The sequence below is a fragment of the Brevundimonas sp. SPF441 genome, assembly GCF_009661015.1.
Classification (GTDB): Bacteria; Pseudomonadota; Alphaproteobacteria; order Caulobacterales; family Caulobacteraceae; genus Brevundimonas; species Brevundimonas vesicularis.
Genome location: NZ_WJWX01000008.1, coordinates 59,281 through 75,039 on the forward strand (window position 1 = coordinate 59,281; position 15,759 = coordinate 75,039).

The following is a 15,759-nucleotide window of genomic DNA, read 5'->3' on the forward strand; positions in this document are numbered from 1 at the left end:
CTCCCTTAAGCCGGCTTCAGTCGATAGTGGCTGACCGCCCAGGTGCGGCCTTCGTCGTTTCCGAACAGACCCGCCGTCGCCAGATAGAAGCGTCGCCAGCGACGGGTCCAAAGTTTGGCGTCGTTTCCATAGGTCTCACGCATCAACACCGCGATACGCGCGGCGTTCCGGTCCATGTTCGCCAGCCAATCGTTGGCGGTCTTCGCATAGTGACCGCCGTTCCAGGTCCATTCCTGCTCGACCGCGAACAGGTCCGGAAACTGTCGGATCAGGCCGTGGCTCGGCATGACGCCGCCGGTGAAGAAATGCTGGGCGATGAAGTCGCCGCTGTCGGTGTGATCGAACCGATAGGGCGCGTCGCGGTGCGTGAAGACGTGGATGAACATCCGTCCGTCGTCCTTCAACCAGCCCCGCGCCTTGGTCAGCAGGGCGCGCCAGTTGGCCATATGCTCGAACATCTCAACCGAGACGATGCGGTCGAACCGTTGCTCGGTCTGGAACTCGTTCATGTCGCGCGTGATCACCGTCAGGTTCGTCAGGCCGCGCGCCGCCGCCTGGGCTTCGATATGGCCGCGTTGGCCGTGGCTGTTCGACACCGCCGTGATCTTCGCATTCGGATAGGTCTCGGCCATCCACAGCGACAAAGAGCCCCAGCCGCAGCCCATTTCCAGGATCGTCTGACCGTCCTTCAGATCGGCATGGGCGCAGGTCTCGGCCAGCGCCGCCTCTTCCGCCTGATCGAGAGTCTCGCGGCCCGTGGGATAGAGGCAGCAGGAGTATTTCAGCCGCTTGCCCAGGCACAGCTGGAAAAACTCGGGCGGCAGTTCGTAATGCTGCTGGTTCGCCGCATCCGTATGTTCGGCGATGGCGCGCTGGGCCATTTCGCGCGCAAAGGCCGCCTCGTCATGCGGCCCGTCGCGATCCAGACGCTTTCTGGCCTCTGTCACCAGGCTGTCGATCGCCGGGCGCGTCACGAAGTCCGGGAACGGCGCGTCCTGAAGCTGGCGAATGGCGACATTGGTCAGGTTCATCGGCGTCCTCGATCGTCGGATCTTGCTGCAGGCTTGACGGTAATACGACACCTCGGCCCCGATGGATGCCTGATGGATATCTGACCCCCTTGAACACAACCGAAGCGATGCCGACATCCGCCTTCCGCGACGACCGATTCCGTAGAAAGTGCACCAATTGCACTCTCTTTTTCGAACCCGGCTCGCCGTCGGTTCAGACGAATTAGACGAATTAGACTCTGTTTTTCGCCTTCACCGTCTGAAATCGCCGCGTCGGATCGACGCCGCGTCTTGCCCGCTGCCCGCCCCCGCGTTAGGCGTGGTCAAAAGCCGATATTCATCAGGCAGTGAAAAAAGGGAGAGCGATGGGAAAGATCTACGCTGACGTCACGTCCGCGCTGGAGGGCCTGACCTTCGATGGCATGACTGTCATGTCCGGCGGCTTCGGCCTGTGCGGCATCCCCGAGAACCTGATCGCCGCCCTGCGCGACAGCGGCGTCAAGGGCCTGACGGTCATCTCCAACAACGCCGGCGTCGATGGCTTCGGCCTGGGCCAACTGCTAGGCACCCGCCAGATCGCCAAGATGATCAGTTCCTACGTCGGCGAGAACAAGGAGTTCGAGCGCCAGTATCTGGCCGGCGAGTTGGAGCTTGAGTTCAACCCGCAAGGCACGCTGGCCGAGCGCATTCGCGCCGGCGGCGCGGGCATCCCCGCCTTCTTCACCGCCACCGGCGTCGGCACCCTGGTCGCCGAGGGCAAGGAGGTCCGCAACTTCAACGGCCGCGACTACGTCATGGAGACCGGCCTGGTCGCCGACCTGTCCATCGTCAAGGCGTGGAAGGCCGACGAGCGCGGCAACCTGGTGTTCCGCAAGACCGCCCGCAACTTCAACCCGATGATGGCCACAGCCGGCAAGGTCACGGTTGTCGAGGTCGAAGAGATCGTCCCCGTCGGCTCGCTGGATCCCGACCACATCCACACGCCCGGCGTCTATGTCGACCGCCTGGTCCAGACCGTGTCCGAAAAGCGCATCGAACAGCGCACCGTCCGTCAACGTGTCGCCGGCGCCGCCGCCGGATCGGAGGTCTGATCATGCCCCGCACCCGCGAACAACTCGCCGAACGCGCCGCCCAGGAACTGCAGGACGGCTTCTATGTGAACTTGGGCATCGGCATCCCGACCCTGGTCGCCAACTACATCCCCGCCGGCATGACCGTGACCCTGCAATCCGAGAACGGCATGCTGGGCATGGGGCCCTTCCCCTATGAGGGCGACGAGGACCCCGACCTGATCAACGCCGGCAAGCAGACGATCACCGAGATCCCGGAGTCGTCATACTTCTCCAGCGCCGACAGCTTTGCCATGATCCGCGGCGGCCATATCAACTTGTCGATCCTGGGTGCGATGGAAGTGGCCCAGAACGGCGACATCGCCAACTGGATGATCCCCGGCAAGCTGGTGAAGGGCATGGGCGGCGCCATGGACCTGGTCGCGGGCGTCAAGCGCGTGGTCGTCGTCATGGAGCACGCCAACAAGCACGGCCAGTCCAAGGTGCTGGAAGCCTGTACCCTGCCGCTGACCGGCACCGGCGTCGTCAGCCGCATCATCACCGACCTGGCCACCTTCGACGTCAAGCCCGACGGCGCGGGCCTCGAGCTGATCGAACTGGCCGACGGCGTCACCCTCGACGAAGTCGCCGCCAAGACCGAGGCGGCCTACACCTGCGCACCGGGCTTGCAGGCCGCCTGATGAACCTGCGCCGCTCTGGTCTACCGGGGCGGCGCAGCCTCTAGCTGGCGATAGGCGGCGCCCACAAAAGCCATCGTCAGCGGAGCCTGCAAGCCTGTCAGCACGACGGCGAAGACGATCCAGCCCGCCGTACCCGACAGCAGCCCCGCACCCCACAGCAACACCAGCGCGATCTTCGGCGCCGCCGTAAGGACAAGCCCAACCAGCAGGGACCAGAAGCCGCCGCGCGCGATGCTCATGCTCTGCAACGACACCATCTGCCCACGCCCGATCGTCGCCGGCGCGAACAGAGACAGGCGCACCGCGAAGGCGATGACGGCGAACAGGGCGAAGGCCGTGACGACCGCCAGCAGGATCAGCTTCCACGCCGGCCCCACCGCGCTCCACTGGCGCATCTCGATGGCCTGGGCGTTCAACTCGGCCATGCCGAACACGGCCAACAGGACCAGGGCCACGACCGACAGGATCATGGCGAGAAAGATTACGCACAGCAGGCCCGCGCCCAGCAGCCGCCCCTCCGGTCGTCCGAACTGCAACCCAACCGGCCCAAGGCCCAGCCGCCGCGCCCCGGCTAGATCGTCGGTGATGGCGATCCGCGCCAGCGCGCCCGCCAGCACCAGGGTCGAGGCCAGAGCGTACGCCGTCCAGATCAGGCCCGCTGGGCCCGCCGCCAGCGGCTTGAGGCTCCAGACCACGGCCGCCAGCACGATTGCGCCGCAAGCCCCGCGCCACAGGCGAGGCAGGGCGCGGGCCGCCGCCGACAGCGTCTCGCCCAGTCGCAAAATCCGATGCTCGCTCAATCCATGCCCCCGATGACCGGCGGCGGATATAGCAGGGGGCCATGACACCGCGCCACCCGCCCGCTAGAAGGCCGCGATGAGCGCTTTCCCCTCTCCTTCCCCCATCCACGTCATCGGCGGCGGCCTAGCCGGCTCCGAGGCCGCCTGGCAGATCGCCCAGGCCGGCGTGCCCGTTGTCCTGCACGAGATGCGCGGCGTGCCTGGCGTCAAGACTGACGCCCACCACACCGATGGCCTGGCCGAGCTGGTCTGCTCCAACTCCTTCCGCTCGGACGACTGGCAGTTCAATGCGGTCGGCCTGCTGCACGCCGAGATGCGGGCGCTGGATTCGATCATCATGGCCTGCGGCGACATCAATCAGGTGCCGGCCGGCGGGGCCCTGGCCGTGGACCGCGACGCCTTCTCCCAGGCGGTGACCGCCAAACTGACCGCCCACCCCTTGGTCACTATCGTGCGCGAAGAGATCGCGGGCCTGCCGCCGCAGGCGTGGGACAATGTCATCGTCGCCACCGGCCCCCTGACCTCCCCTGCCCTGGCCGACGCGATCCTGAAGGCGACGGGCGAGGAGTCCTTGAGCTTCTTCGACGCCATCGCCCCCATCGTTCACGCTGACTCGATCGACTTCGACATCGCCTGGCGTCAGTCGCGCTATGACAAGGAAGGTCCGGGCGGCGACGCCGCCGCCTACGTCAACTGCCCGATGGACAAGGCGCAGTACGAGGCCTTCATCGACGCCCTGCTGAGCGGCCCGAAGGCTGAGTTCAAGGAGTGGGAGCACGTCCCCTATTTCGACGGCTGCCTGCCCATCGAGGTCATGGCCGAGCGTGGTCGCGAGACCCTGCGGCACGGCCCGATGAAGCCGGTCGGCCTGACCAATCCGCGCGACCCGCTGGTCAAGGCCTACGCCATCGTCCAGCTTCGCCAGGACAATGCGCTGGGCACTTTGTTCAACATGGTCGGCTTCCAGACCAAGCTGAAGCACGGGGCGCAGGCCGAGGTCTTCCGCATGATCCCGGGGCTTCAGAACGCCCAGTTCGCGCGCCTGGGCGGTCTGCACCGGAACACCTATCTGAACAGTCCCCAGCTGCTGGACAAGCAGCTGCGGCTGAAGGCCATGCCGCGCCTGCGCTTCGCCGGACAGGTGACGGGGGTGGAAGGCTATGTCGAGAGCGCCGCCATGGGCCTGCTGACCGGCCGCCTCGCCGCCGCGCAAGCGCTGGGTCGCGACCTGGCCCCGCCGCCGCCCGAGACCGCCATGGGCGCCCTGGTCGAGCACATCACCGGGGGGCATCTGGCAGGATCGAAGTTCCAGCCGATGAACATCAACTACGGCCTACTGCCGCCGCTGGAAGCGCCCAAGGTCGATGAGGCGGGCGTCAAGATCCCGCTGAAGGAACGCGGCCGGGCCAAAAAGCGCCTGATGAGCATCCGGGCGATGGAAAGCCTACAGGCCTGGCGCGACGCGGACTGATTTCTGAGGGCCAGGTCGCTCAGCGCAGCTTGGGCAACCCAGGCCGGAACCCCAGCGTCATCACGCCCAGCAGGATGACACCCACGCCCATCAGCACCCAGGCCTGGGTCAGCACGGCCAGGTGATCGCGCAGCAGGCCGGCGCCCAGCGGCGAGAGGCTGGCGATGATGTAACCGCCGCCCTGGACGAAGGCGAGCAGATCCCCGGAGCGCGCGGGATCGTCGATCTGGTCCATGGCCAGGATCAGGCTGAGCGGGAAGATTGCGCCGATGCCGAGGCCAAGGACGATCACGATCGGCACGGCCATGCCGAGGGGCGCGACCACCAGACCGGCCAGACCCGCCAGGGCCAGAATCAAGGCCGTCAGGATCGGTCCGCGCCGATCCGGGAAGCGCCCGATGGTCAGCGACACCAGCAGGCCGGCGGTCACCTCCGCAGCCGTCATGCCGCTGAGCAGATAGCCGGCCGTGGCCCTCGGCTCGCCGAGGTCGATGTAGAAGGGCGGCAGCCAGGCCAGCATCAAGGTATAGGCCGAGGTCCCCAGGCCCATGATCAGGATCAGCCGCCAGGCCCGGCCCTGACGCCAGAAGGGAAGCTCCGGGTCCGTCGCCTCGACCACGGCGGCGCGGTTCGGCTCTTCGGCCGCCGGATCGCGTGACGCCGCCAACCAGATCATCGCGGCGACGAAGGCCGGCGCGCTCCACAGCGCCAGCGTCCCGGCCCAGCCGACCGCTTCGGCCAGGCCCGCCGCCGTCGCCGCCGCAATGGCCGCGCCGCCCATGATGCCGGTGGTGTAGAGCGCCATGACCGTGCCGAACTGGGCAGGAAAGGCCCGTTTGATGACGACCGGCGCCAAGGCCTGGATCAAGGCGACGCCGACACCGACGACCGCCGCGCTGGCGATTAGCCCCGCCGTGCCGATCAGCACCGCTCGCACCATACAGGCTCCGCCGATCAGCAACGCGCCAAGCAAGACCCCGCGCCGCTCGCCCAGCCGCCGACGCAACGGCCGGATCGACAGGGCGCCAAGACCGATCATCAGAACCGGCAGGGTGGTCAGCAGGCTGGCGGCGGTCGAGCCCATGCCGGTCGCGCCTTCGATCAGGTCCAGCAGCGGTCCGACCGCCGCCATCGCCGGACGCAGGTTCAGCGCCAGGGCGACGATGGCCGCCAGCAACAGCAGCGACGCGCCACGCATGGGCGCGGCGTCAGGTCGTGCGGTCATGATGAGGACTCCAACTGAAAATCGCGCTACTCTCTCGACCTCAAGTATCTCGATGTCAAGATAACCATGCCCGACAGAGCCTCTCGCGCCGCCGCCCAATGGGCCGTCCAACGCCCCGATCTGGACATGCTGCCGATGGAGGTGCTGGGCCGCCTGAACGAGGCGTCGCAGCTGGTGATCCGCGAGCGCCAGACGCCGCTGTTCGCCCGCCATGGTTTGCAGCACGGCGAGTTCGACGTGCTGGCGACGCTGCGCCGATCGGGCGAACGCGAAGGCCTGACGCCGACGGCGCTGTTCGAGGCGGCGATGATGTCGTCCGGCGGCATGACCGCGCGGATCGACCGGCTGGAAAAGGCGGGCTGGGTCGAGCGGCGCCCGCATCCGAGCGACCGACGGGCGACCCTGGTCCGTCTGACGGACAAGGGTTTCGACCTGATCGAGACGATCATGCCCAGCCACCAGGAGACGGCCAAAGAGGCCTTGAGCGGCCTGTCGCGAGAAGATCAGAAAACGCTGAACGCCCTGCTGACCCGCTTGATCGCCGGCCTGAACGGCTAGGTCAGATCCGGCCGCGCAGCACGGCCCAGAGCAGGCGCAGCCGCTTCAGCGGCTCCGGTCGGTCCGGATCGGTCAGGGCGGCGTGAGCCACGGCCGGAAATCCCTCGGGCGGAAGGCGTTTCAGCGCCCCATTGGCGGCGGATTTCAGGGACGCCGCCTCCTGGCGCCGGCCGGTCTGCGACAGCCCCCAGACGCGGGCCGCATCGGCCACGGCGGCGTCATGCCCCTGCCCTGCCAGCACACGCGTCGCAACCTGCATCGGGCCGACGTAGAAGGCGTCGAGGTCGTGCGGCTGTTCGCGCACGCGGCCGATGTGGGCGTCGATCAAGGCGTCGAACGGCGCGCGGTCCAGGCCGTGGCGCGCGACAAGATCGGTCAGCGCCTCCAGCACCGGATGGCCCTTGCGCGGCACGCCGGCGAAGACGCCGTCCATCTGGTCCGCCCACCAGGTATAGCGCATCTCGGCCAGCAACGGCTGGGTCACGCGCGTGGGGATGCTCATCAGCTCGGCTTCGAAAGCGTACAGCGTGATCAGGTCAGCGCGGACGCGTTCATCCGCGACCAGGCGACTGGACAGCCAGCGGTCGAGGTCGGCGGTGCGGACCTGTTGGTCGAGCGTATCCGCAGGCTCGGTCAAGCGGCGCGCGACACCGCGAAATCGGCCAGGTCTTCCAGCGCGGCGCGCCAGTCGCTGGACGGCAGGACCGATAGGGCGGCCTTGGCTTGATCAGCATAGTCGCCGGCCAGGTCCAGGGTCGCGCCGATGGCGCCCGAGCCGATGATCAGTTCGCGGGCGCGGGTGAAGTCTTCGGGCGTCCGCTCGCCCTTGGTCACGGTGCGTTCCCAGAAGGCTTCCTCGCGGCCGCGCGTGCGAGCGACCGCCAGAAGCAGCGGCAGGGTCGCCTTGCCCTCGTTGAAATCGTCGCCGGCGTTCTTGCCCAAGGCCTCGGCCGTCGCGCCGTAATCCAGGGCGTCGTCGGCCAGCTGGAAGGCGATGCCCAACGCCATGCCGTAGTCGCGCAAAGCCTTGATCGCGGCCGGATCGGCCCCGGCCCCCACCGCGCCCGCCTCGGCGGCGGCGGCGAACAGTTCGGCGGTCTTGGCCGAGATGATCTGCAGATAGGTGGCCTGGTCCAGATTCAGGTCGTGGGCGCGCGTCAGCTGCAGCACCTCGCCCTCGGAAATCACCCGCGACGCCTCGGCTAGAATGCCCAGGGCGCGCATCGAATCCGTCTCGACCATCAGTTCGAAGGCGCGGGCGAACAGGAAGTCGCCAACGAGGACGCTGGTCGGGGCGCCCCAGATCAGATGGGCCGCGACCTTGCCCCGACGCAGTTCGGACGCATCGACGATGTCGTCGTGCAGGAGAGTGGCGGTGTGAATGAACTCGACCGCAGCGGCCAGCTTGCGCGGTGCCACGATGTCGTCCGTCGCGCCCACGGCGCGCGCGGCGGCGACGGTCATCAGGGGACGCAGACGCTTTCCGCCCGCCGACACCAGATGTTCGGCCAGTTTCGGAATGATCGGCACGTCCGACTGCATCCGATCCAGGATCAGGGCGTCCACGGCCGCCATATCGACCTCAGCCAGCCGGACAAGGGCGTTGACGTCCCCCTTCGGGCGGTGAGCGGCGGCGATGGCGACGTCCAAACGAATACTCTTTCACTGGCGCGGCGGGCCGCGGGAATGGCTTTTTGCGGTCGGGCCGGCTTGCCCCCGCGAGTTGCGGCGCACAATGATGTTCGACCCCTTGAGGGTCAAGGAGATTGAGGCTTGGAGCCGGTCGAAACCCTGCCGACAACGATCGTCGAGAACGGCCTGTTGAACGGCCGGGTGCGCTTGCGTCAACCCGCACGCGGCTATCGCGCCGGGATGGATGCGGCTTTGCTGGCGGCGGCGGTCCCGGCCGAGGCGGGCCAGAGCGTGACCGAGGCGGGCTGCGGAGCGGGTGCGGTCCTGATGCAGATCGCGGCGCGACGGCCCGGCGTGACCCTGACGGGCGTGGAGCGCGATCCGGTGATGGCGGCGCTGGCGACCGAGAATGCGACGCTGAATGGCGCAGCTGGATCAGCTATGATTCGTCAGGGCGACGTGGCGGCCGGGTTTCGGGCCATCGGCGTGGAGCCAGCCGACTGGGCCATATCCAATCCCCCCTTCTTCGATGACGCCACGGCGTTGCGCGCCCCAGCCGAGGGCAAGCGCGGCGCCTGGATGGCTGACGACGGGCTGAAAGCATGGAGCGATTTCCTGCTGAAGGCGGTGAAGGAAGGCGGACGCATCGTGGTCGTTCACCGCGCCGACCGACTGGCCGATCTGCTGGCTTTATTGGGCGAAAAGGCGGGGTCGTTCGCCGTGCGGCCCATCCATCCCTTTGCGGACGAGCCGGCCAAGCGGGTGCTGGTGCACGCCATCAAGACCGGGCGCGCGCCGCTGCGGCTGCTGCCGCCGCTGATCCTGCACGACCGCGAGGGCGGCAAGCACACCTCCCAGGCCGAGGCCATCCTGCGCGGCGAGGCGTCGCTGGGATGGTGATCGGGTGGTCAATCGCGACTGGAACGCCTAAATGCCGCCTCCTGACGAAATCGAGCCCGCCCCGTGTCACCCGACGACCTTCCGCATGATCTTCAAGACGGCCTGATCGCCGTCGGCGAGGCCGCGCGCGACCTGCGCGAGCCGTGGTGGATCTTCGGCGGAGCGGCCATGGCGCTTTATGGCCTGACCGACATCCATGTGCCCGACATCGACGTGCTTTGCGCGCCCCGTGATGCACGCAGCCTGCTGGGCGCGCTTGGCGGCGTGGTGATACCCGATCCGGGCGAAGGCCTGTTCCGCTCCGCCGTCTTCGGCCGCGCGCCGGATCAGCCGATACTGGTCGAGGTCATGGCCGATCTGGAAACACGCGACGGCGGCGACTGGACCCCGGTCGCCTTCGGCTCGCGTCGCCGCGTCTTCGTCGAGGACACGCCCCTGTTCGTCCCGGACATCCGGGATCACATTGCCCTGTATCGCCTGTTCGGCCGCCCCAAGGATCTGGCACGCGTGGAACAGCTTGAACGACTGATCGCCTGAATGCCTTTCCCCTTCCAGATTTCCGCCACCGAGGGCCGCGCCCGCACCGGGGTGTTGAAGACCGCGCGCGGCGACATCCGCACCCCCGCCTTCATGCCGGTCGGCACCGCCGCCACGGTCAAGGCGATGACGGTGGATCAGGTCAAGGCGACCGGCGCCGACATCCTGCTGGGCAACACCTATCACCTGATGCTGCGCCCTGGGCCCGAGCGGATGGAGCGTCTGGGCGGGCTTCACAAGTTCATGGGCTGGGACAAGCCGATCCTGACCGATAGCGGCGGGTTCCAGGTCATGTCCCTGGCCGGCATCTCCAAGGTCAAGGAGGAGGCCGTGACCTTCTCCAGCCACATCGACGGCTCCAAACACGTTCTGACGCCCGAGCGGTCGATCGAAATCCAGGCCGACCGGATTGGCGCCGACATCTCGATGCAGTTGGACCAGTGCGTCGCCTATCCGGCCGAGAAGGATGCGGCCAGAAAGGCGATGGAGCTGTCGATCCGCTGGGGCGCGCGGTCCAAGGCCCGGTTCGGCGAGCGTGAAAACCAGGCCCTGTTCGGCATCCAGCAGGGATCCACCTTCGAGGACTTGCGACGCCAGTCATCGGAGCAACTGCAAGAAATCGGCTTCGACGGCTACGCCATCGGCGGCCTGGCGGTCGGCGAAGGCCACCAAGCCATGTGCGAGGTGCTGGACTATGCGCCCGAAATGCTGCCGGCCGACCGTCCGCGCTATCTGATGGGCGTGGGCAAGCCGGTCGACCTGGTCGAGGCGGTGTATCGCGGCGTGGACATGTTCGACTGCGTCCTGCCGACCCGCGCCGGCCGTCACGGTCAGGCCTGGACCTGGGATGGCCCGCTCAACCTGAAGAACGCCCGCTTCGCCGAGGATCAGGACGCGCTGGACCCGACCATCGACGGCCCATCATCGTCGTATTCGAAGGCCTATCTGCACCACCTGATCCGCGCCGACGAAATCCTCGGGAAGGTGCTGCTGAGCTGGCACAACATCGCCTTTTATCAGGCGTTGACGGCGGCCATGCGTGCGGCGATTTCCGAGGGTCGGTTCGAACAGTTCAGGCGCGACTTCCACGCCCGCCACACGTCGAACGGCTGACGCCTAGGGATGCGGTCTGAACCAGCTGGGCGCCGCCGGCGGCGCGCAGTTCCGCTGCATGCCCATCCCCTTCAGGAAGGCGCGGCGCATCCGGCCGGACTGGATGGCCGATTGAACGTGCTTTGAGTGCTGTTCGGCGCCGCTCAGTCGACGAATCCAGTTTCGGCCGGGAATAAAGTCGGTCGTCGTGTCACGAATGGCGTTCAGCGCCGCCCTGGCCGCCGCATCCGCCGCCCGCTCGCTGAGATAGGAGCCGTCCTGACGCGGCGGTTCGTCCGTGTCGGGTCCCAGCGCCTCGTCCAACCGTGCGACCTCTGCGCCGATGGTCGTGCACTGATTCAGATTGCGCAGATCGTAGGGATTGGCTTCGGCCTGAAGCAGCACCGTCGGGATCATCTGACGACGCAGGTTGAAGTCTTCCAGCGGCGCCGTCGCCGCCGCCGCGAAGCCTGCCCCGACCTGTTCGGCGCCGCCCATCGCCGACCGACCGGCATTGCAACCGGAAAGCGCAACAAGACTGACTGCGAGAAGAAGGCGTTTCATGGGTTGGCTTAGACCACGCCTAGGCTGGCGATTAAAGCGTAGCGGCGGAAGCGGTCGGTAACGAAGAATTCTCTGATTTTAGGTCACTTTGACCGGTCGTTGGAGTTCGGTCGTGCCTTACATCGCCAAGAGCCTGGAAGCCCTGGACGCCCCTGCTGGTCCGTTCCAACGCCTTACGGAACTGGCCTGCACTGTTTTCGATGCGCCCGCCGCCGTCGTCACCCTGGTCAGCGGCGACAACGCCGTCCTCTGGTGCAGCGATCGTGAACTTGTTCGAAGCCTGCCGCGCGAACGCACCCTCGGCGACCGTCTGCTGCGCCAGGGCAAAGGGGCCGTCCTGGTGGTCGAAGACGGTCTGGCGGACCCCGCAGCGCGCAATCATTTCCTGGTTGCGGCCCCCTATAATCTGCGTTTCTACGCCGGCGTGACGATCTGCGGCCCGGACGGTCGGTCGCTGGGCGCGTTCGGCGTCATGGATCGCCAACCTCGCCCTCACCCTTCCGACGCTCAGATCGCGACGCTGCGCACGCTGGGCGCCATGGCCGAAGACATCATCGCGTCGCTGGAAGTCGGTCGCGTCAGCGATGAGCGCCACGGTACGCTGGAGCTGATCGAAAACATGGCCGGGGTCGGTCATTGGCGGTTGGAACTGGCCAGCGGCAAGGTCCACTGGTCCGACGAAGTGTTCCGCATCCACGGTCTGGATCGCAAGACCTTCGATCCGCAGGTCGATTCGGCCATCGACCGCTATCACCCCGACGATAGGCCCGGATTGTTGGCGGCGATCGCGCATTCGGCCGAAACTGGCGATGGCTACAAAATGCGTCTTCGGTTGATCCGCGCCGATGGCGAGGAGCGCGCGGTTCTGACCCAGGCGCGCGCCGAACGTGACGACGCCGGGGTCGTGAAGGTCCTTTACGGCGTGTTTCAGGACATCACGGACCAGCAGGCCCAGATCGCCCGCGCTCAGCGTGACGAGGCGCGCTATCGGCTATTGGCTGAAAACGTGGGCGACGTGATCACCCGCGTTCGCCCGGACGGCACCAGCAAATACATCTCGCCGGCGATCGAAAGCCTGCTCGGCTGGACCACCGAAGAGATGAACGGTCGACCCATGGACTATGTCCATCCCGACGATCGGGAAATGGTGACCCGGGCCGTGCTGGGCACCATCCACACCAAAGAGCCGTGCCGGCTGGAGCACCGCGCCCTTCATCGCGACGGTTCGATCGTCTGGGTCGAATGCACCTTCCGCGCCCTGGCCGCCGAGGCGGGCAAGCCGTCGGAGGTGGTGGTGGTCATCCGTGACATGACGGATCGCAAGATCCTGGCCGACGAACTGGTCACCGCGCGCGACCGGGCCGAGGCGGCGGCGGCGGCCAAGAGCGAATTCCTGGCGAACATGAGCCACGAACTGCGCACGCCGCTGACCAGCGTCATCGGCTTTTCCAACCTGCTGAAGGCCAGCGAGGCCTTGCCCGAGGCCGAGAAGGGCTATGTCGCGCGCATCGCCACGGCTAGTGAAGCCCTGCTGTCGGTCATCAACGACGTGCTGGACTATTCCAAGCTCGAAGCCGGCATGATCGAGCTGGAGCCCCAGCGGTTCGACCCGGCCGCCCTGGCGCACGAGACGGTCCAGATGATGGAGGCCCAGTGTCTGGCCAAGGGTCTGGCGCTGCACGTCGATCTGGCGCCGGACATGCCGGATCGCCTGATGGGCGACCAGGCCCGTCTTCGACAGGTCCTGCTGAACCTGCTGGGCAATGCCGTGAAGTTCACCCGCCAGGGCTCGGTCAGTCTGTCGGTCGGCGGTGCAATGGACGATAGCGGCGCATGGCGTCTGACGGCCGAGGTGACCGATACCGGCATCGGCATGAGCGCTCAGACCCAGGCCCATCTGTTCGAACGTTTCTCGCAGGCGGATCGGTCGACGACCCGGCTCTACGGCGGCACCGGCCTGGGGCTGGCGATCTCGCGGCGGCTGGCGCGGGCGATGGACGGCGACATCGTCGTCACGAGCCAGCCCGGCCTGGGATCGACGTTCAAGGTGACCGTCCCGCTGCACATCGCCGAGGGCGGATTGGAAGCCGAAGGGCCGCGCCTCAGCGTCATGCCCGAGGGCCGCGTGCTGATCGCCGACGACGCCCCGGCCAACCGCGAACTGATCAGCGTCATCCTTGTCGGAATGGGACTAGAGGTCGCCACCGCCAGCGATGGAGCCGAGGCGGTGCATGCGGTGCAGTCCGAAGTCTACGACCTCGTCCTGATGGATATGCAGATGCCGGTCATGGACGGCCTGACAGCCACGCGCGAGATTCGCCGGATTGAGCAGGGCAGCGGACGCCGACTGCCGATCATCGCCCTGTCCGCCAATGTTCAGCCGGACCAGATCCAGCTGTGTCGCGACGCCGGCATGGACGACCATCTGGCCAAGCCGCTGCAACTGCCCGCCCTGGTCGCCACCCTGTCGAAGTATCTCGACAAGTCGAACGCACCGATCGCGCGGGATGCGACTGCGCCGGGTCGTTTCGCGACCCACTGAAGGCAAGGCCCGGACAGCAAAAAGCCCGCCGAAGCGGGCTTTAAATGGTACGTCCTCTCGGGCTCGAACCGAGGACCCTCTGATTAAAAGTCAGATGCTCTAACCAACTGAGCTAAGGACGCACCGCGCGACGTCCGGGCTGGCCCGAACCGTCGAAGGGCGCCTTCTGTTGTAATCCGGCCTTCCGGTCAAGACCCGGTCTGCTACTCATTGGGCATGAAACCGTTAAATGGCGTCCGCATCATCGAATTCGACGGCCTGGGGCCGGTCACCTTCGCCGGAATGATGCTGGCGGACCTGGGGGCGGAGGTGGTGCGGCTGACGCGCGACGCCTCGGCCGGACCGGCGGTCTTCGACGAGGTCGGAGGCGAGGTCCTGCACCGGGGACGAGCGGCGGTTCCCGTCGATCTGAAATCAGCGGCCGATCGCGAGCGCATCCTGCAGCTGATCGATGGGGCCGACGCGGTGATCGAAGGTTTTCGACCCGGCGTCATGGAGCGGCTGGGCTATGGTCCCGACGCCCTCCAGGCGCGAAAGCCCGCTCTGGTGTTTGGACGCGTGACGGGGTGGGGCCAGACGGGGCCGCTAGCGAATGTAGTCGGGCATGATCTGAACTACATCGGCCTGTCCGGAGTGTTGCATGCCATGGGCGAGGCGGATCATCCGCCCTCCCCGCCGTTGAACCTGGTCGGAGATTACGGCGGCGGGGCCATGCTGCTGGTGGTCGGAGTGCTGGCCGCGCTGGTGGAGGCCAGGACGACGGGCCAGGGACGCGTGGTCGACGCAGCCATGACGGACGGGGCGGCTCTGCTGGGCGGTCTGTTCCAAGCCTTGCGGGGTCGGGGACTGTGGAGCGACCGGCGCGGATCCAACCTGCTGGACGGGGGCGCGCCCTTCTATCGCTGCTACGCCTGTCGCGACGGTGGGTTCGTGGCGGTGGCGGCGCTGGAGCCGCGTTTCTACGCCGCGCTGCTGGCCGGCCTGGAGATCGATCCGGCTGATGCGGTTCAATACGACATCGCCGCCTGGCCGGCCCTGCAAGCGCGGCTTGCGGCCTTGTTTGCAAGCAGAGACCGCGATGACTGGAGCGCCCATTTCGCCGGGACGGAAGCCTGCGTCACGCCCGTGCTGAGCCTGGCCGAGGCGCCGGATCATCCGCACAATCAGGCGCGTGGAACATACCACAGCGGCCTGCCGCAACCCGCGCCCCGTTTCGACGGCGTAGTTGCTGCGCCCTCCCCCAAGTCCGAACTGACCTTGGATCAAATGGTCACAAAATGGTCCGATCACGCAGGATGACCGACGCAGATTTCGGCGCTAAGGGAACAGCTTAGCGCGACAGGCGTTTGGTCGGCGGAGACCGGGGACTTTCATGACACGCTCGATTTTTGTCTTGGCCGCCGCCGCCAGCGTGCTCGCGCTGTCGGCCTGCGACGACCGTCCTTCCCGCTCGGACGACGACAATCGCGAGATGTCGGTCCAGCCGGCGCCTCCGCCGGTCAAGGAAGAAGCCCCCCCGCCTGCGCCAGAGGTGCAGGATCCGACGCCCACGCCTCCGCCGTCGACGACGCTTCCGCCTGAGGAACGCACGTCGGAACAGTCGGTCCAGCCCGAGAGTGAGACGCTGTTCTACTGACGAACAGGTATGCCGGGGGGCGTCCTTTTGACGAAAGATCGA

16 protein-coding genes and 1 tRNA gene are annotated in these 15,759 nt (G+C 67.0%); 10 read left to right on the plus strand and 7 right to left on the minus strand.

The window, feature by feature from the left end; genetic code table 11:
* Positions 1 to 5 precede the first annotated feature (5 nt).
* Positions 6 to 1,031, minus strand: coding sequence for a cyclopropane-fatty-acyl-phospholipid synthase family protein (locus GGC30_RS06890; RefSeq protein WP_153923218.1), 1,026 nt, complete (start codon positions 1,029 to 1,031; stop codon positions 6 to 8).
* A 344-nt stretch (positions 1,032 to 1,375) separates the two neighbouring features.
* Here GGC30_RS06890 and GGC30_RS06895 point away from each other — a divergent pair, with 344 nt between their 5' ends.
* Both GGC30_RS06895 and GGC30_RS06900 read left to right on the plus strand, forming a co-directional pair.
* Positions 1,376 to 2,101 carry a CoA transferase subunit A gene (locus GGC30_RS06895; RefSeq protein ID WP_066626095.1) on the plus strand — a complete coding sequence of 242 codons (726 nt, stop codon included), beginning with the start codon at positions 1,376 to 1,378 and terminating at the stop codon, positions 2,099 to 2,101.
* Positions 2,102 to 2,103: 2 nt separating this feature from the next.
* A complete protein-coding gene (locus tag GGC30_RS06900; RefSeq protein ID WP_153923219.1) occupies positions 2,104 to 2,760 on the plus strand; it encodes a 3-oxoacid CoA-transferase subunit B in 657 nt (218 codons plus the stop codon).
* 20 nt (positions 2,761 to 2,780) lie between these two features.
* On the opposite strand, the gene GGC30_RS06905 is transcribed toward GGC30_RS06900, so the two are convergent.
* Positions 2,781 to 3,560: a hypothetical protein gene (locus GGC30_RS06905; protein ID WP_153923220.1), complete on the minus strand. Its 780-nt coding sequence runs from the start codon at positions 3,558 to 3,560 to the stop codon at positions 2,781 to 2,783.
* Between the two features lie 76 nt (positions 3,561 to 3,636).
* On the opposite strand from GGC30_RS06905, the gene trmFO reads away from it, so the two are divergent.
* The gene (gene trmFO, locus GGC30_RS06910) at positions 3,637 to 5,031 is read left to right on the plus strand and encodes a methylenetetrahydrofolate--tRNA-(uracil(54)-C(5))-methyltransferase (FADH(2)-oxidizing) TrmFO (RefSeq protein ID WP_153923221.1); all 1,395 of its coding nucleotides are present in this window, start codon (positions 3,637 to 3,639) and stop codon (positions 5,029 to 5,031) included.
* 19 nt (positions 5,032 to 5,050) lie between these two features.
* Here the strand turns inward: trmFO and GGC30_RS06915 are convergent, their stop codons facing one another.
* On the minus strand, positions 5,051 to 6,256 hold the full coding sequence (locus GGC30_RS06915) for an MFS transporter (RefSeq protein WP_194943543.1): 1,206 nt from the start codon (positions 6,254 to 6,256) through the stop codon (positions 5,051 to 5,053).
* Between the two features lie 66 nt (positions 6,257 to 6,322).
* Here GGC30_RS06915 and GGC30_RS06920 point away from each other — a divergent pair, with 66 nt between their 5' ends.
* Complete coding sequence (locus GGC30_RS06920; protein ID WP_153923222.1) at positions 6,323 to 6,814, plus strand: MarR family winged helix-turn-helix transcriptional regulator; 492 nt, start codon at positions 6,323 to 6,325, stop codon at positions 6,812 to 6,814.
* A 1-nt stretch (position 6,815) separates the two neighbouring features.
* Here the strand turns inward: GGC30_RS06920 and GGC30_RS06925 are convergent, their stop codons facing one another.
* Positions 6,816 to 7,451 (minus strand): squalene/phytoene synthase family protein, encoded by a 636-nt coding sequence (locus GGC30_RS06925; RefSeq protein WP_153923223.1) that lies wholly within the window; start codon positions 7,449 to 7,451, stop codon positions 6,816 to 6,818.
* Positions 7,448 to 8,389, minus strand: a complete 942-nt coding sequence (locus GGC30_RS06930) for a polyprenyl synthetase family protein (RefSeq protein WP_055753370.1) — start codon at positions 8,387 to 8,389, stop codon at positions 7,448 to 7,450. Before GGC30_RS06930 ends, GGC30_RS06925 begins: the two co-directional genes overlap by 4 nt.
* A 198-nt stretch (positions 8,390 to 8,587) precedes the next feature.
* On the opposite strand from GGC30_RS06930, the gene GGC30_RS06935 reads away from it, so the two are divergent.
* The 3 genes from GGC30_RS06935 to tgt all read left to right on the plus strand — a co-directional run bounded on the left by GGC30_RS06935 (position 8,588) and on the right by tgt (position 10,996).
* Positions 8,588 to 9,346 carry a tRNA1(Val) (adenine(37)-N6)-methyltransferase gene (locus GGC30_RS06935; protein WP_153923224.1) on the plus strand — a complete coding sequence of 253 codons (759 nt, stop codon included), beginning with the start codon at positions 8,588 to 8,590 and terminating at the stop codon, positions 9,344 to 9,346.
* A 63-nt stretch (positions 9,347 to 9,409) separates the two neighbouring features.
* Positions 9,410 to 9,883, plus strand: a complete 474-nt coding sequence (locus GGC30_RS06940; RefSeq protein ID WP_161638665.1) for a hypothetical protein — start codon at positions 9,410 to 9,412, stop codon at positions 9,881 to 9,883.
* On the plus strand, positions 9,884 to 10,996 hold the full coding sequence (gene tgt / locus GGC30_RS06945; protein ID WP_153923225.1) for a tRNA guanosine(34) transglycosylase Tgt: 1,113 nt from the start codon (positions 9,884 to 9,886) through the stop codon (positions 10,994 to 10,996).
* A 3-nt stretch (positions 10,997 to 10,999) separates the two neighbouring features.
* On the opposite strand, the gene GGC30_RS06950 is transcribed toward tgt, so the two are convergent.
* Positions 11,000 to 11,539 (minus strand): hypothetical protein, encoded by a 540-nt coding sequence (locus GGC30_RS06950; RefSeq protein WP_153923226.1) that lies wholly within the window; start codon positions 11,537 to 11,539, stop codon positions 11,000 to 11,002.
* A 112-nt stretch (positions 11,540 to 11,651) separates the two neighbouring features.
* Here GGC30_RS06950 and GGC30_RS06955 point away from each other — a divergent pair, with 112 nt between their 5' ends.
* Positions 11,652 to 14,081, plus strand: coding sequence for a PAS domain-containing protein (locus GGC30_RS06955; RefSeq protein WP_153923227.1), 2,430 nt, complete (start codon positions 11,652 to 11,654; stop codon positions 14,079 to 14,081).
* A gap of 45 nt (positions 14,082 to 14,126) precedes the next feature.
* On the opposite strand, the gene GGC30_RS06960 is transcribed toward GGC30_RS06955, so the two are convergent.
* Positions 14,127 to 14,203 (minus strand) — tRNA-Lys (locus GGC30_RS06960).
* Positions 14,204 to 14,297: 94 nt separating this feature from the next.
* Here GGC30_RS06960 and GGC30_RS06965 point away from each other — a divergent pair.
* Together GGC30_RS06965 and GGC30_RS06970 are read left to right on the plus strand one after the other, a co-directional pair.
* Positions 14,298 to 15,380 carry a CaiB/BaiF CoA-transferase family protein gene (locus tag GGC30_RS06965; RefSeq protein WP_153923228.1) on the plus strand — a complete coding sequence of 361 codons (1,083 nt, stop codon included), beginning with the start codon at positions 14,298 to 14,300 and terminating at the stop codon, positions 15,378 to 15,380.
* Between the two features lie 73 nt (positions 15,381 to 15,453).
* Positions 15,454 to 15,717: a hypothetical protein gene (locus GGC30_RS06970; protein ID WP_055753212.1), complete on the plus strand. Its 264-nt coding sequence runs from the start codon at positions 15,454 to 15,456 to the stop codon at positions 15,715 to 15,717.
* Positions 15,718 to 15,759: the final 42 nt, after the last annotated feature.

Coding starts and splice junctions, on each gene's coding strand:
- GGC30_RS06890 (WP_153923218.1), bottom strand. CDS start 1,031: ATGAACCTGACCAATGTCGCCATTCGCCAGCTTCAGGACGCGCCGTTC.
- GGC30_RS06895 (WP_066626095.1), top strand. CDS start 1,376: ATGGGAAAGATCTACGCTGACGTCACGTCCGCGCTGGAGGGCCTGACC.
- GGC30_RS06900 (WP_153923219.1), top strand. CDS start 2,104: ATGCCCCGCACCCGCGAACAACTCGCCGAACGCGCCGCCCAGGAACTG.
- trmFO (WP_153923221.1), top strand. CDS start 3,637: ATGAGCGCTTTCCCCTCTCCTTCCCCCATCCACGTCATCGGCGGCGGC.
- GGC30_RS06915 (WP_194943543.1), bottom strand. CDS start 6,256: ATGACCGCACGACCTGACGCCGCGCCCATGCGTGGCGCGTCGCTGCTG.
- GGC30_RS06920 (WP_153923222.1), top strand. CDS start 6,323: ATGCCCGACAGAGCCTCTCGCGCCGCCGCCCAATGGGCCGTCCAACGC.
- GGC30_RS06930 (WP_055753370.1), bottom strand. CDS start 8,389: ATGGCGGCCGTGGACGCCCTGATCCTGGATCGGATGCAGTCGGACGTG.
- tgt (WP_153923225.1), top strand. CDS start 9,884: ATGCCTTTCCCCTTCCAGATTTCCGCCACCGAGGGCCGCGCCCGCACC.
- GGC30_RS06950 (WP_153923226.1), bottom strand. CDS start 11,539: ATGAAACGCCTTCTTCTCGCAGTCAGTCTTGTTGCGCTTTCCGGTTGC.
- GGC30_RS06965 (WP_153923228.1), top strand. CDS start 14,298: ATGAAACCGTTAAATGGCGTCCGCATCATCGAATTCGACGGCCTGGGG.
- GGC30_RS06970 (WP_055753212.1), top strand. CDS start 15,454: ATGACACGCTCGATTTTTGTCTTGGCCGCCGCCGCCAGCGTGCTCGCG.